Below are 14,028 nucleotides of genomic sequence, written 5' to 3'. Positions count from 1 at the left end.
TGCACGACAGCCTATTGGACCAGAATGGGCAGGGCCGCGTCGACGCATATGCCGGCTAATTGAAGCCGCCAATCGGGAAAAATCTGCTAAGTTTTATGGCTACTTCAGCGCCGCGACCAGATCGGCGTCGGGGAAACAGGTGGCGGCGCGGCCGTTCTTGGCCTGCCACTCACCGATCGAGCGGCGCGTCTTGAAACCGGGCAAACCGTCGGCACTGCCGACATCATACCCCTTGGCCTCCAGCGCCCGCTGCAGGCCGGCAATGTCGGAGCGGTAGAGGCCGCCGACGGCGCCCCAGCTGCCGGAAAAATCGCTATCGCCATGGGCGATGCGGTCGGCGCCGTGGCCGATGAACAGGGCGTAGAGGTCGCTGGTGTTGTATTGCTTCAGCACGTAGAAATTGGGCGTGGCGATGAAGGCGGGGCCGCTGCGCCCGGCCGGCATCAACAGAAAGCCTTCGGCCTTCAATTCGCTGGCCGGAAACGGTTTTGCGCCGACGCGCTTGATGCCCATCGCCGCCCACTCGGAAATCTTCTTGCCTTGATCAGGGCCTTCAAGCGAACAAGAGACCGTTTCCGGCACGGTCACTTCAAAACCCCAGCCGCGGCCCTCCACCCAGCCGTAATGGACGAGGTAGTTGGCGATCGAGGCGAGCACGTCCGGCGTCGAATTCCAGATATCGACGCGGCCGTCGCCATCGAAATCGACGGCATGTTTCAGGAACGAGGTCGGCATGAATTGCGGCTGGCCGAGCGCGCCGGCCCAGGACGATTTCATCGCACCGACCGGGGCCAGCCCGCGCTCGACGATCTCGAGTGCGGCCAGCAGTTCGGTGCGAAAAAAGTCCTTCTTGGTCGACATGAAGGCCTTGGTGCCGAGCACCTCGAAGGCATCATAGGGCATTTTTGCGGCGCCAAATCCGGTCTCGCGGCCCCAGATCGCCAGCAGCACCTCACCCGGCACGCCATAACGGTTCTCGATAGCGGCCAGCGTCTTGGCATTGGCAGCCTCGCGCGTGCGGCCACCAGCGGTGACGGCGCGCACGGTCTTTTCGGCGAAATAGGCGCCGGGCGAACCGAACTCGGCCTGATGCTGCTTCTGCGGCGTCGTCGCCTTCTGGCCTGGCAGGACAAGATCGGGAAGCTTGAGGTTGGGTGTCACGCCATCGAAAGCGGCATCGAAGGTTTTTTTGGAGATGCCTTTCGTTTTGGCGTCTGGCCAGAGATCGCTTTGCAACCAGGCGCGGAACTGGTCGTCGATCTTTGCCGCGGAGGCGGGGGCGGCCGAGACGGCCACCATCAAAGCGAGGCAGAAAAAGACAAGGGCCGATTTCACGGAAGCAGGCTTCATTCGCACTCCCTGCCCGCCAATTGCGTCAAAACGCCGTCCGCGAGCGTAATGCGGCGGCCAGCGTGCCTTCGTCGAGATAGTCGAGCTCGCCGCCGACCGGCACACCATGGGCCAGCCGCGTCACCTTGATCTCGAAACCGGACAGTTGGTCTGTCAGGTAGTGCGCGGTGGTCTGGCCCTCGACCGTGGCGTTGACGGCGAGGATCACTTCCTTCACCTCGCCGCCGGCGACGCGGTCGACCAGCGAGCGGATGTTGAGCTGTTCGGGACCGATGCCGTCGAGCGGCGACAGCGTGCCGCCGAGCACGTGATAGCGCACATTCATGGCGGCCGCCCGCTCCAGCGCCCACAGGTCGGAGACGTCCTCGACGACGATGAGCGTGGCGGCATCGCGGCGCGGATCGGTGCAGATCATGCAAGGATCCGACGTATCGACATTGCCGCAGGTCGAACAGATGCGCACCTTGTCGACCGCCTCGCTCATGGCAGCGGCGAGCGGCGACAGCAACTGCTCTTTCTTCTTGATGAGGTGGAGGGCAGCGCGCCGAGCCGAACGCGGACCGAGTCCCGGCACTTTGGCCAGGAGCTGGATCAGGCGTTCAATCTCGGGACCGGCGATTCGCTTGGACATCGCACCGGTTTAGGATTTTTTGACGCGCTTTGGAACGTATCAACGCGCAAAGGACGCGGCGATCGAACGCCGCCGCCTAGTTTGCCTGCAGCGAAAGGTCCTGGCCGACGATCATCGCGCCGACGGCGTCGGTGTTCTCCGGCGTCGATTCAAATGCCATCGCTGCCTGCTGCGGCGCGGCCGGGAACGAGGTGATGACCTGCGGGCTCGCGGGTCCGCCGAAACGGGCGGCGTCCGGTTCCTGCATGGGCTCCTGCATCGCCACCATTGTCGGCTTGGCGGTGGGCTTGACGAGAGCCGGCTTGACAGGGCTCACCCTTGCGGACTTTACCGGCTGCGCCACGGCGGCGGTCATATAGGCTGCCTTGGCGGCTGTCGTTTTGGCAGGCAATACCGGCTCAGCTGAGGCGACAAGCGTGACCGGCGCGGCAGGCACCGGCGCCTTTGGCTCGGCAGAGGCAACCATGGTCGTTGGCTCGTCCGGCAGCGGCTGCCAGTTGCGGCCGCGCTTTTCGTAGAAGGCATTGCCGCCGGCAACCATGGTGTAGTGCATGTTCTTGTAAGGGAAGCGCAGGCCTGCGGTGTGGAAATACATCGTGTTCTTGAGCTTGGCCTTGCGCTCGCCCTTGAGCACCGCCTCGGCGGCTTCCTCGACATCCGGCATCGCCTTGGAGTTCATCGGCCGCGTCATCACGCCGGGCGCGAACTGGCCTGGCTCACCGACGACGTCGCAAATGGTGCTGCCATGCTGGCCCGAGCGCAGCCGGTTCATGACGACGGTGCCGACGGCAATCATGCCGTCACGGCTCGAACGGTTGGACTCGAAGAACATCGCCCGTTCCAGGCACTCCTTGTCCTTCGGCGTGTGGCCGTACGGGCGGCTCAGAAAACTGGGCGTGATGGCATCCGTCAGGCTGGCGACCGATATGCCGTGCGAAGACGTGGTCTGGCTGCAACCCGCCAGGAACAGAGGGGAGAAGATAATGCCGAGTAAAAGCGGCGTCTTCCATCGCGTCGCGATCAACAAAAAAGCCTCATGTCCAGATGCCAGCCCGCCCCGAGATGTGGCAAGAATGAGACTCTTAAAGGCAAAAAGATGGCTAAAGGATTAGCATTCGTGCAGCTTGGGTAAAACTTTATGAATGCTTGGAAACAACGCCGTGAACACTGCCGGGAAAACCGTTAACACTGGGGCCAACGGCAAATTTCCGTTCATAATCAATTAACTGGTTGCCACCGGCTTAGAACGGCAGTTTCATCCCCGGCGGTATCGGCAAGCCTGCCGTCAGCGCCTTGGTCTTCTCCTGCATGATCTGCTCGACCTTATTTTTGGCGTCATTGTGGGCGGCCAGAAGCAGGTCTTCGAGAATCTCGACCTCGTCTTCCCTAAACAGCGACGGATCGATCTTCAGCGACTTCATCTCGAACTTGCCGGTCAGTGTCACGACGACCAGGCCACCACCGGCCACACCGGTGGCCTCCAGCGTGGCGATCTCGTCCTGCATGGCCTGGAACTTGGCCTGCATTTCCTTCGCCTTGCCCATCAGGCCGAGAAGATCTTTCATGGTCAGGTCCTTTGCGGATTAGCGCCTGCTATCAGGTTTCGTCGTCGTCGGTGGGCGGCTCGACCGGCACTTCGGTCTTGTCCGTGTCGACTTCCGGCGCGTCGGGAATGCGCACGTCGATGATCTTGGCGCCGGGAAAGCGGGCCAGGATGGCAGCGACGGTCGGGTCGCTCTTGGCATCGAGGAAAGCGTTCTCGCGCTTGGTCGATTCCATCTCGGCCAGCGTCTGGCCGCCGGCTTCCTTCGACAGCGACACCAGCCAGCTGCGCCCGGTCCAAGCGCGCAGCTTGGTGGTCAGATCGTTGAGCAGCATTTTCGGCGCATCGTCGGTCAGGCTGAGGTCGATGCGGCCGGGCTCGATGCGCACCAGGCGCATGCAGCGCTTGACCAGCACCTTGAAGGCGATGTCGCGCTGGGCGTCGGCAAGGGCGGCGATGTCGGCCAGCGATTTCAGCGACACCGGCGGCACGTCCGCGACAGGCTCGGGCGGTGCGACAAAGGCGGCAGGCATCGGCGCGGTCTCGACCAGCCGCATCGTCTGCGCACCACCACTGGGCGTCGGCATCCGCGTCTGCGCTACAGCGCTGGCGCCGCCGCCATTGCCCGGGCTTGCCGGTGTGCCGTTCGAGCGCGGCGCGCTATTTTGAGCCGGCGCCGTGCCCTCCAGCGATCTCAAGGCCTCGTCCAGCGTCGGCAGGTCGGCGGCATGCGCCAACCGGATCAGCACCATCTCGCCAGCGCTGACCGGCCGGTTGGACGACTGCACCTCGGGAATGCCTTTCAACAGCATCTGCCACGTCCTGGACAGCACCCGGACCGAGAGCGCCTTGGCAAAATCGGCGCCACGCGCACGCTCGTCCTCGGACAGCGAGGCGTCATCGAGCGCCGTCGGCACGAAACGCAGCCGCGTGACGAGATGGTTGAATTCGGCAAGGTCTGTCAGCACCGCGGCCGGATCGGCGCCGGTGTCGTATTGATTGCGGAATTCGGCCAAGGCGGCGGCCACGTCGCCCTTCATCACATGTTCGAACAGGTCGACGATGCGGGCGCGGTCGGCCAGGCCCAGCATGGCACGCAACGCTTCGGCGGTGACCGCGCCGCCGCCATGGGCGATCGCCTGGTCAAGGATGGACAGCGAATCGCGCGCCGAGCCTTCGGCGGCCCGCGCAATCATCGCCAGCGCATCGTCGTCGACGGCAATGCCTTCCTTGGCCGAAATCGAGGCGAGATGCGCGACCAGCGCGCCGGCATCGATGCGCCGGAGATCGAAGCGCTGGCAGCGCGACAAAACGGTGATCGGCACTTTGCGGATTTCGGTGGTGGCAAAAATGAATTTGACGTGCGGCGGCGGCTCTTCCAACGTCTTCAGCAGGCCGTTGAAGGCCTGGGTGGAGAGCATGTGCACTTCGTCGATGATGTAGACCTTGTAGCGCGCCGACACCGGGGCGTAGCGCACGCGCTCGATAATGTCCCTGATGTCGTCGATGCCGGTGTGCGACGCCGCGTCCATCTCGATGACGTCGACATGGCGGCCTTCCATAATCGCCTGGCAATGCTCACCCAGCACGGCAAGGTCGATCGAAGGCTGATCGACAGTTGATGTCTTGTAGTTGAGCGCCCGCGCCAGAATGCGCGCCGTTGTCGTCTTGCCGACCCCGCGCACGCCGGTCAGCATCCAGGCCTGGGCGATGCGGCCGGTGGCAAAGGCATTGGTCAGCGTGCGGACCATCGGCTCCTGGCCGATCAGTTCGGAGAAATTCGAGGGACGGTATTTGCGCGCCAGAACGCGATAGGCGCCGGCCTTTTGCTTATCCAGGTTTTCTGGGCCCGAATTTCCGGCTTCGCTCATTCGCCCGTAAAGCTCCAAAAGGCCGCGTCCGAGGGTGGCCGATTCCTGTTAGAGCGTTTCACCGTTTCTGGAAACGGCGAACCGCTCTATCTCTTTGCTTTAACGCAATTCCGGACGGGAAACCGCTCACACTTTCCCTGGAATTGCTCCAATAGTCTCGCCCGCGCTGCAATGCGTCGTCAATGTCGCGAGAGGGGCCGATGAGGTGGGAGGCTGGAACAATGACCCGTTCCGGGCTCGTTAGGGCTGCTTCCTTCCGGACCTGACCCGGTTGGCGAGTGGATCGTCCACCACCAACCTCCCGCTTTCCATATCGGCAATTGCGCGATGAAATGCAAGTGCGCATGAGAATCCGCAACGCAGGCCGGCGCGGGACAAGGATTCGCTTGCAGCCCCCTTGCAGCCGCTCTAGCGTTCACAAGTTTGAAAAAAGCCGCAAAAGTGAGGGAAACGCCAATGCTGCCGGGCCTCAAGGCCGGATTCACGCTCGACTCCAGGCTGGAGGCGGACAGCGATCAGCTGATGTGGCTCGGGCTGTGCGAATTGCGCGTGATGAACGACCGCCGCTGGCCATGGCTGCTTCTGGTGCCACAGCGGCCGGGCTCGGAGGAAATCCACGAACTGACGCCGCTCGACCAGGCGATGCTGACCTTCGAGACCAATATGGTGGCGCAGGCGCTGAAAAAGGTGACCGGCTGCACCAAGATCAACACCGGCGCGCTCGGCAATATCGTGCGCCAGCTGCATGTTCATGTCATCGCCCGCTCGGAAGGCGATCCCGGCTGGCCGGGGCCGGTGTGGGGGCACGGCATGCGTGAACCCTATCAACGCTCCGACATCCGCAAGTTTGCGCAACAGATCAAGGCGGCGTTATAAGCCTGTCCGTGCCAATCCCAGCCTTCGAGTCCCCTGCATGACCTTCCGCCTGTTTGACGCGCCCTTGCGCGAGCCGAGCCAGTTCGTCGGCTTTGCCGGCAACACCATCGACCGGCAATCCGAAAACCGTGCCGACGATTCCGTCGAGAAGGCGCTGGCCGAGCCCTCGGCAAGGCTTTTGCTGATGCATGGCGGCCGGCTTCACTTGAAGCTGAGGGATGGCAGCTTCGACCCGTGGTTCCATCTGGCCGAGAGCCAGCCGCTTACAGCCTCGCCCGAACAGGGCGTACTGCTCGGCTTTTCCGAGAGCGGCCCGGTGTTGGCGGTGCCGGTCGCGATCGAGCCTGAGCAGCTTCCTGAAACCATCAAGGCCATCGACTATCGCTCGGTCTACATGCAAGGGCTGATCGACGAGACGGCTGCCGGCGCGCTGGCGCAAGGGGCGGCCTTGCTCGCCTGGCATGCCAGCCACCGCTTCTGCAGCAAATGCGGCACCCAGTCGGAAATGCGGGCCGGCGGCTACAAGCGCCATTGCCCCGATTGTGGCACCGAGCATTTTCCGCGCACCGACCCCGTGGCGATCATGCTGACGGTGACCCCGGAAAAGTGCCTGCTTGGCCGCGGCCGGCATTTTGGACCGGGCATGTATTCCGCCCTTGCCGGCTTCATCGAGCCGGGCGAGACGATCGAGGCGGCGGTGCGTCGCGAAACGCTGGAGGAAGCCGGTATCCGGCTTGGCCGCGTCGTCTATCACGCCAGCCAGCCCTGGCCGTTTCCCTATTCGCTGATGATAGGCTGCTTCGGCGAACCGCTCGACGACGACATCCAGTCCGATCTCAACGAACTCGAAGACTGCCGCTGGTTTTTCCGTGACGAGGTGCGCCTGATGCTGGACAGGACGCACAAGGACAATCTGGTCACGCCGCCGAAAGGCGCGATCGCGCATCACCTGATCCGTGCCTGGGTCGATAGCGAAACGAGAGATATCGCAGGAGTACGAACATGATCCGTCACACCGTCATCTTCACGCTGAAGCATCCGCCCCACTCGCTGGAGGAAAAAAGATTCCTCACCGACGCCAAGAGAATCCTCAGCGCGATCAAGGGTGTCACGCATTTCGAGCCGCTGCGGCAGGTCAGCCCGAAGAACGACTACCACTTCGGCTTCTCGATGGAGTTCGTCGATCAGGCCGCCTATACCAGGTACAACGACCACCCCGACCACGTCGCCTTCGTGCGCGACCGCTGGGTGCCGGAGGTCGAGGCGTTTCTCGAAATCGACTACGTGCCGCTGGGCCTGCTTGTTTAGAGCATGATCCCGAAAAGTGGTCGCCGGTTTTCGGAAAAGATCATGCTCAAAGACAGAGGTAGAGCCCCATCCCGATTCCATCGGGATGGAAGAGGGCTCTAGTCCGCGACTTTCCACTCCTCGCGCGAATTGGCGGCGGGATAGACACCCAGGATCCGCATTTCGCGGGAGAAGAAGCGCAGTTCCTCAAGCGCGAGTTTGACCAGCGGATCGTCGGGATGACCCTCGATATCGGCATAGAACAGCGTCGCCGTGAAGGCACCGAGCTGATAGCTCTCCAGCTTGGTCATGTTGATGCCGTTGGTGGCAAAACCGCCCATCGCCTTGTAGAGCGCGGCCGGCACATTGCGGACGCGGAAGATGAAGGTCGTCATCATCTTGGTGTCCGGCGACGGGCGTTCGGCCCACTGCTTGTTCTTGGTCAGCACGACGAAGCGGGTGACGTTGCTATCGGTGTCCTCGACATTCTCCTCGATGATGTCGAGCCCATACAGCGTTGCGGCCAGCGCCGGCGCCAGCGCCGCCATGGTGCGGTCCTTGACCTCGGCAACCAGCTTGGCGGCACCCGCCGTGTCGCCAGCGACGATCGCTTTCCAGCCGTTCTTGCGGATGTATTTGCGGCATTGGCCAAGCGCATGGATGTGGCTGTGCACGGTCTTGATCTCTGCGCGCTTGACGCCCGGCAGCACCATCAGCTGGAAATGGATCGGCAGGAAATATTCGCCGACGATGTGCAGCTTCGATTCCGGCAACAGATGGTGGATGTCGGCGACACGGCCCGCGATGGTGTTCTCGATCGGGATCATGGCGAGGTCGGCCTTGTTGGTCTCGACCGCGTTGAAGGCATCCTCGAAGGTCGGACACGGCAACGGCACCATGTCAGGGAACATGTTGCGGCTGGCGGTGTCGGAATTGGCGCCCGGCTCGCCCTGGAAGGATATTCTGTTGGTTTTTTCAGGCATGACGCAATTCTCAGGTTGAAAGGATCGATCTGGCGCGTTCGAGATCGTGCGGCGTGTCGACGCCGAGCGGCAGCGACTGCACGATCTCGGCATCGATGCGCATGCCGGCCTCCAGCGCCCGCAACTGCTCCAGCCGCTCGCGCCGCTCCAGCGGCGACGGTTTCAGCGCCACGAAGCGCTCGAGCGCGGCGCGGCGATAGGCGTAGAGGCCGATGTGGTGATAGAGCGGCCCGTCGCCCCAGGGGGCGGTGGCGCGGGTGAAATAGAGCGCCTTGAGCCGTGTCGGAGACAGTGGCGAGCCGACGATCTTGACGACGTTCGGGTTGGTCTTTTCCTCGTCGCGGACGATCTCGACGCCGAGCGTGGCGATGTCCACCGCCGCATCCACGAACGGCTTCAGCGACGCGCCGATGATCTCAGGGTCGATGGTCGGCAGGTCGCCCTGGACATTGACGATGGTTTCGACCTTGCGGTTGGGGTCGAGCGTGGTCAGCGCCTCGAAGATACGGTCCGAGCCCGACTCGTGGTCCATCCGCGTCATCACCGCCTCGAAGCCATGCGCGCGCACCGCTTCGGCCACGCCTTGCGTGTCGGTTGCCACCACCACCCGGCCGAGTCCTGCCTCGGCGGCGCGGCGGGCGACATGGACGATCATCGGCGCGCCGGCGATGTCGGCCAGCGGCTTGCCCGGCAGGCGGGTCGAGGCCATGCGGGCCGGGATGAGGATGAGCGTGGACATGAAGTCAGCAGGCGTTCGAAAAGAGGATGGGGAAAGTGGCAAAAGGTCTCACTGGAAGCGCCCTTATAGGTGTTGCAACGCCTGAGCAAAAGACCTAGTTTCCGCCCGATTTGACCGGCTCCGCGGGGTGGGTCGCGATACCGACGGACGCGTGGACGGAGAGGTCCGCCGGAAAAGGGAGCCTGGGGCGTATGGATTCCAACGAAGTCAACAAACTGCTCGCCGGATTGCTCGGAACCTGTTTCGTGGTCTTCTCGGTCGGTTTGGTGTCTGACGCACTGTTCGCCTCGCCGGCGCCGGAAAAACCCGGATTCGCCATCGAGGCGGCCGAGCCCGCCGAAGGCGGCCCGGCGGCGCCCGCCGAAGCAGCCAAGCCGATCGCCGACCTTTTGGCCACTGCCAATGTCGAGCAAGGCGCTGCCGTCTTCAAGAAATGCCAGGCCTGCCATTCCGGCGAAAAGGGCGGCCCCAACAAGGTCGGACCCGATCTGTGGGACCTCGTCGACCGTCCGGTGGCCGCGCATGAGGGCTTTGCCTATTCAGCCGGCATGAAGGATTTTTCCAAGGGCGGCACCGAGAAGTGGACCTATGACAACATCAACCACTTCATCACCTCGCCGAAGAAGTTCGTAAAGGGCACGGCAATGGGCTTCGCCGGCCTGCCCAAGGACGAGGACCGCGCCAACGTCATCGCCTATCTGCGCACGCTTTCGGACAGCCCGAAGCCGCTGCCGGCGCCGGGTGCAGCCGCCGACGCAACGGCGCCGGCCAAGCCGGCCGAAGGTGCAGCGCCAGCCAAGCCGGCCGAGGCTGCGGCACCGGCAGCGCCGGCCAACTAACGAAATTGTAATAGACACTTCCTTGAAAAAGCCGGGTTCAGCCCGGCTTTTTTGTTAGGAATGATGCATATGCGGCGACAAAGCCGGTCTGTCGCGGTTTTCACGGACGTCAAATCATCTAGATTGTCCGCTGGTATGGATCGCAAAGAGGAAGACGCATGACGGTTGGCCGAACGCTTCTCAGATCAGCGCTGATCGTGGCCGCTCTTGCCGGCGGCCTGCAGGCGGCCTTGTCTGACGAATGGCGAACCTCCTCTTCGCTGATCGGCAAGTCGAAATACGGCGACAATTTCCAGCACTACGACTACGTCAATCCGGACGCGCCCAAGGGTGGCACGTTGAATTCGGTGGTGCTCGGCACGTTCGACAGCTTCAACCCGTTCATTGCCCGCGGCACCCCTGCCGCAGGGTTGAACTATCAGGGCGGCCTGCTCTACCAGTCGCTGATGGCGAAATCCATTGACGAGGGCAGCACCAATCACCCTGAGATCGCCGAGGCCTACAAGTACCCGGACGATTTTTCATCCGCGACGTATCGGCTCGACCCGCGCGCCAGATGGCACGATGGCCAGCCGATCACCGTTGACGACGTGATCTGGTCATTCAATTTTCTGAAAAAGGAAAGCCCGCAGTTCAACCGCTATTTTGCCAATGTCACGGAAGCGGTCGCCGTTTCAGATCGAGAAGTCGAGTTCCGCTTTGACCAAAAAGGCAATCGTGAGCTGCCACTGATTATGGCGGATGTGGTGGTGTTGCCGAAGCACTGGTGGGAAGGCACCGATGCCAGCGGCAAGAAGCGTGATATCACCCAGCCAAGCCTCGAAATCCCCCTCGGCTCAGGACCTTACAAGATCGAGAGCTTCAAACCCGGCTCGGAAGTCGTCTGGCGGCGGGTCCCCGATTACTGGGCGGCGGACCTTGGCATCAATGTGGGGCGCAACAATTTCGACCGCGAACGGTTTACCTATATCCTCGACGACAATGCCGCCTGGCAGGCATTCACCAAGGGCGGGTTCGAAGACATCAACCGCGAGTATAGTTCGCGCAAATGGGCGACGGCCTATAATTTCCCGGCAATCCAGGCCGGCGACGTCATCAAGAAGGACTTCCAGAACCAGTCGCCAGAACCGATGCAGGGCTTCGTCCTCAACCAGCGGCGGGCGCTGTTCCAGGACCGCCTGGTGCGCCAGGCCCTGACCCAGCCGTTCGATTTCGAGACGATGAACCGCACCCTGTTCTTCGGATTCAACACCCGCACATCAAGCTATTTCCAGGGCACCGAGCTGGCTTCGAGCGGGCTGCCACAAGGCAAGGAACTGGAAATCCTAGAGCCGTATCGCGACAAGCTGCCACCCGAACTCTTCACACAGGACTTCAAGCTGCCCGTCTACGATACGCCGCAAGCGGAACGGAAGTACCTCAAACAGGCGATAGATCTCTTCGCCAAGGCCGGCTGGGTGATCAAGGGTGGCAAGATGGTCAACGCCAAGACCGGCGACCCGTTCAAGTTCGAAATCCTCGGCTGGAACGACACCGACCAGGTGATCGCCAGCCCCTACATCGCCAATCTGCGCAAGATCGGCGTCGAAGCGACACTGCGCATCGTCGACCAGTCCCAGTACATCAACCGCGTCACCAATTTCGATTTCGACGTCGTGACGGGCCTGTTCGCCCAATCGGATTCGCCCGGCAACGAGCAGCGCGAGTTCTGGGGTTCGAAGGCTGCCGACACACCAGGCTCACGCAACCTGGTGGGCATCAAAGACCCCATCGTCGATGCGCTGGTCGACCGCATCATCTTCGCCACCGACCGCGACGACCTTGTCGCCGCCACCCATGCGCTCGATCGGGTGCTGTTGTGGAGCTATTATGTCGTGCCGCAATGGCACCGGCCGGTGGTTTGGCTGGCCTACTGGAACAAGTTCGGTATCCCCGACAAGCAGCCCGCCTATGTTGGCGCCGACACGGATTCCTGGTGGATCATTCCTGAGAAGGAAAAGGCGCTGGCGGCCAAATACAAGGGCGGAAATTGATGGCCTCTCGCCGCGACTTCCTGGCCCTGGGCGGCGCGGCAGCCGCCGTCGCGCTTCTGCCCGACCGGGCCTTTGCCACCATCCCGACCGGCGTGAAACTGCACGGCCTGTCAGCCTTCGGTGACCTGAAATACAAACCGGACTTCACGCATTTCGACTATGTCAATGTCGACGCGCCGCTGGGTGGCACCTTCAATTTCTCGCCGCCCAACTGGGGTTACAACCAGAGCCCTTTGACCTTCAACACGCTGAACTCTTTCTCGGTCAAGGGCGACGCTCCACCACGCATGGGGATGTGCTTCGATTCCCTGATGGCGAGGGCGCTGGACGAGCCGGATGCCGTCTACGGCCTGATCGCCGATGGCGTGACGATCGCCGATGACCGCAACAGCTTCGCGTTTTCGCTCAGGCCCGAAGCACGCTTCCACGATGGCACGCCGCTGACCGCCGAAGACGCCGCCTTCAGCTTCAAGCTGTTCAAGGACAAGGGCCATCCCGACCTGTCGCTGTCGCTGACGCATCTCGAGGATGCCGTTGCCGTCGATACCCACACGCTGCGGCTGACCTTTTCCGGCAAGCAGTCGGCTCGCACCATCCTGAATGTCGTCGAGTTCCCAATTCTGTCGAAGGCATTTTACACCGCCAATCCGTTCGATTCCTCGCAACTGAACCCGCCACTCGGCTGCGGTGCCTACAAGGTCGGGCGCTGGTCGGCAGGAGCCTGGATCGAATATGAGCGCGTGGCCGATTATTGGGGCAAGGATCTGCCGGTCAATCGCGGCCAGAACAATTTCGAGCGCATCCGCATCGAGTTCTATCAGGACCGCACGGCCGGCTTCGAAGCCTTCAAGAAAGGCGAGATCACCTACCGGGAGGAATTCACCTCGCGCGTCTGGGCGACGGGTTACGATTTTCCGGCCTTCACCGCCGGCAAGGTGGTCAAGCACGAATTCCCCGCCGAGACATTGCCGTCGATGCAGGCCACCGCGGTCAACCAAAGGCGCGAGCATTTTCGCGACGCGCGGGTGCGGCAAGCCATCGCGCTGTGCTTCGATTTCGAGTGGACGCGGCGCAATTTCTTCTACGGCTCTTACGAGCGCTCGCAATCCTGCTTCGAGAAATCGAACTATCGCGCCGAAGGACTGCCGTCGCCGGAAGAACTCACTTTGCTGGAACCGCTGCGCGACCAGCTTCCCGCCGAAGTCTTCGGCGAAGCCGTCGTGCAGACGGTTTCCGACGGCTCCGGCCGCGACCGGAAACTGCTGGGCAATGCAGCGAAACTTCTGGCCGATTCCGGCTGGAAGCGGTCCGGCGATTTCGTCGCCAACGACAAGGGCGAAAGGCTTTCGGCCGAATTCCTGGTCGACGACGAGACCCTCGCGCGCATCTACTCGCCTTGGGTGGAGAATATGAAAGCCGTCGGCATCGACGCCACCATCCGGCTGGTCGATGCGGCGCAATATCAATTGCGGCAGTCGACCTTCGATTTCGACCTGATCTCGGCCGCCTTCTCGCTTTCGGCGACGCCAACCCGTGACGATCTCGAAATCTTCTTCCATTCGAGCACTGCGGCCATTTCCGGCTCTCGCAACCTGCCGGGCATTTCGAGCCCCGCCATCGACGTGCTCATCGACGCCGTCGGCGCCGCCAAGGATCGTGAAAGCTTGACGGTTGCGGTCCGGGCGCTCGACCGGGCCTTGCGTGCGCGGCGCGATTGGATTCCTAGTTGGTTCCTGGCGAATCACCGAAGCGCCTATTGGGACATGTTCGGTTTTCCCGAGCAGAAACCCGATTTCGGCTTTCCGGTCGAAGCGCTGTGGTGGGTCGACAAGGGCAAGGCGGCAAAAATTGGCAAAGGCTGAGATTTTCGCTCTCG

13 protein-coding genes and 1 other RNA gene are annotated in these 14,028 nt (G+C 62.4%); 6 read left to right on the top strand and 8 right to left on the bottom strand.

Annotated elements, in window-relative coordinates; genetic code table 11:
• Positions 1 to 99 precede the first annotated feature (99 nt).
• The 6 genes from AC1DX6_RS04620 to ffs form a co-directional block, all read right to left on the bottom strand.
• Positions 100 to 1,299, bottom strand: a complete 1,200-nt coding sequence (locus AC1DX6_RS04620; protein WP_477311902.1) for a lytic murein transglycosylase — start codon at positions 1,297 to 1,299, stop codon at positions 100 to 102.
• Between the two features lie 76 nt (positions 1,300 to 1,375).
• Positions 1,376 to 1,981 carry a recombination mediator RecR gene (gene recR, locus AC1DX6_RS04615; protein ID WP_477241542.1) on the bottom strand — a complete coding sequence of 202 codons (606 nt, stop codon included), beginning with the start codon at positions 1,979 to 1,981 and terminating at the stop codon, positions 1,376 to 1,378.
• Between the two features lie 76 nt (positions 1,982 to 2,057).
• Positions 2,058 to 3,005: a cell wall hydrolase gene (locus AC1DX6_RS04610; protein ID WP_477311542.1), complete on the bottom strand. Its 948-nt coding sequence runs from the start codon at positions 3,003 to 3,005 to the stop codon at positions 2,058 to 2,060.
• 217 nt (positions 3,006 to 3,222) lie between these two features.
• Positions 3,223 to 3,546 (bottom strand): YbaB/EbfC family nucleoid-associated protein, encoded by a 324-nt coding sequence (locus tag AC1DX6_RS04605; RefSeq protein ID WP_477311541.1) that lies wholly within the window; start codon positions 3,544 to 3,546, stop codon positions 3,223 to 3,225.
• Positions 3,547 to 3,577: 31 nt separating this feature from the next.
• A complete protein-coding gene (locus tag AC1DX6_RS04600) occupies positions 3,578 to 5,395 on the bottom strand; it encodes a DNA polymerase III subunit gamma/tau (RefSeq protein ID WP_477311540.1) in 1,818 nt (605 codons plus the stop codon).
• Positions 5,396 to 5,600: 205 nt separating this feature from the next.
• An RNA gene (gene ffs / locus AC1DX6_RS04595) (signal recognition particle sRNA small type) lies at positions 5,601 to 5,697 on the bottom strand.
• A gap of 154 nt (positions 5,698 to 5,851) precedes the next feature.
• On the opposite strand from ffs, the gene AC1DX6_RS04590 reads away from it, so the two are divergent.
• From AC1DX6_RS04590 to AC1DX6_RS04580, 3 genes are read left to right on the top strand one after another with little or no spacing between them, the layout of a single operon-like run.
• A complete protein-coding gene (locus AC1DX6_RS04590; protein WP_477311539.1) occupies positions 5,852 to 6,271 on the top strand; it encodes an HIT domain-containing protein in 420 nt (139 codons plus the stop codon).
• Between the two features lie 37 nt (positions 6,272 to 6,308).
• A complete protein-coding gene (gene nudC, locus AC1DX6_RS04585) occupies positions 6,309 to 7,277 on the top strand; it encodes an NAD(+) diphosphatase (protein ID WP_477311538.1) in 969 nt (322 codons plus the stop codon).
• Entirely contained in the window at positions 7,274 to 7,579 is a 306-nt protein-coding gene (locus AC1DX6_RS04580; RefSeq protein WP_477311537.1) for a Dabb family protein, read from the top strand. The genes nudC and AC1DX6_RS04580 overlap by 4 nt, the downstream gene beginning before the upstream one ends.
• Before the next feature lie 98 nt (positions 7,580 to 7,677).
• Here AC1DX6_RS04580 and AC1DX6_RS04575 read toward each other — a convergent pair whose 3' ends face one another.
• Together AC1DX6_RS04575 and AC1DX6_RS04570 are read right to left on the bottom strand one after the other, a co-directional pair.
• Complete coding sequence (locus AC1DX6_RS04575; protein WP_477311536.1) at positions 7,678 to 8,541, bottom strand: prephenate dehydratase; 864 nt, start codon at positions 8,539 to 8,541, stop codon at positions 7,678 to 7,680.
• A gap of 10 nt (positions 8,542 to 8,551) precedes the next feature.
• Positions 8,552 to 9,280, bottom strand: coding sequence for a 3-deoxy-manno-octulosonate cytidylyltransferase (locus AC1DX6_RS04570; RefSeq protein ID WP_477311535.1), 729 nt, complete (start codon positions 9,278 to 9,280; stop codon positions 8,552 to 8,554).
• A 191-nt stretch (positions 9,281 to 9,471) separates the two neighbouring features.
• On the opposite strand from AC1DX6_RS04570, the gene AC1DX6_RS04565 reads away from it, so the two are divergent.
• The 3 genes from AC1DX6_RS04565 (at position 9,472) to AC1DX6_RS04555 (ending at position 14,014) form a co-directional block, all read left to right on the top strand.
• Positions 9,472 to 10,119: a c-type cytochrome gene (locus AC1DX6_RS04565; RefSeq protein WP_477311534.1), complete on the top strand. Its 648-nt coding sequence runs from the start codon at positions 9,472 to 9,474 to the stop codon at positions 10,117 to 10,119.
• A gap of 158 nt (positions 10,120 to 10,277) precedes the next feature.
• Positions 10,278 to 12,152, top strand: coding sequence for an extracellular solute-binding protein (locus AC1DX6_RS04560; RefSeq protein WP_477311533.1), 1,875 nt, complete (start codon positions 10,278 to 10,280; stop codon positions 12,150 to 12,152).
• Positions 12,152 to 14,014, top strand: coding sequence for an extracellular solute-binding protein (locus tag AC1DX6_RS04555; RefSeq protein ID WP_477311532.1), 1,863 nt, complete (start codon positions 12,152 to 12,154; stop codon positions 14,012 to 14,014). The genes AC1DX6_RS04560 and AC1DX6_RS04555 overlap by 1 nt, the downstream gene beginning before the upstream one ends.
• Positions 14,015 to 14,028 lie beyond the last annotated feature (14 nt).

Source organism: Mesorhizobium sp. P2_C4 (assembly GCF_056404575.1).
The sequence above is the reverse complement of the archived record's forward strand: the minus strand, read 5'-3'. Positions and strand labels throughout refer to the sequence as shown.

Excerpts from the sequence above, each read along its gene's own strand:
- nudC (WP_477311538.1), top strand. The coding sequence starts at position 6,309 with ATGACCTTCCGCCTGTTTGACGCGCCCTTGCGCGAGCCGAGCCAGTTC.
- AC1DX6_RS04580 (WP_477311537.1), top strand. The coding sequence starts at position 7,274 with ATGATCCGTCACACCGTCATCTTCACGCTGAAGCATCCGCCCCACTCG.
- AC1DX6_RS04560 (WP_477311533.1), top strand. The coding sequence starts at position 10,278 with ATGACGGTTGGCCGAACGCTTCTCAGATCAGCGCTGATCGTGGCCGCT.
- AC1DX6_RS04555 (WP_477311532.1), top strand. The coding sequence starts at position 12,152 with ATGGCCTCTCGCCGCGACTTCCTGGCCCTGGGCGGCGCGGCAGCCGCC.
- AC1DX6_RS04590 (WP_477311539.1), top strand. The coding sequence starts at position 5,852 with ATGCTGCCGGGCCTCAAGGCCGGATTCACGCTCGACTCCAGGCTGGAG.
- recR (WP_477241542.1), bottom strand. The coding sequence starts at position 1,981 with ATGTCCAAGCGAATCGCCGGTCCCGAGATTGAACGCCTGATCCAGCTC.
- AC1DX6_RS04620 (WP_477311902.1), bottom strand. The coding sequence starts at position 1,299 with ATGGTGGCCGTCTCGGCCGCCCCCGCCTCCGCGGCAAAGATCGACGAC.
- AC1DX6_RS04575 (WP_477311536.1), bottom strand. The coding sequence starts at position 8,541 with ATGCCTGAAAAAACCAACAGAATATCCTTCCAGGGCGAGCCGGGCGCC.
- AC1DX6_RS04565 (WP_477311534.1), top strand. The coding sequence starts at position 9,472 with ATGGATTCCAACGAAGTCAACAAACTGCTCGCCGGATTGCTCGGAACC.
- AC1DX6_RS04570 (WP_477311535.1), bottom strand. The coding sequence starts at position 9,280 with ATGTCCACGCTCATCCTCATCCCGGCCCGCATGGCCTCGACCCGCCTG.
- AC1DX6_RS04600 (WP_477311540.1), bottom strand. The coding sequence starts at position 5,395 with ATGAGCGAAGCCGGAAATTCGGGCCCAGAAAACCTGGATAAGCAAAAG.
- AC1DX6_RS04605 (WP_477311541.1), bottom strand. The coding sequence starts at position 3,546 with ATGAAAGATCTTCTCGGCCTGATGGGCAAGGCGAAGGAAATGCAGGCC.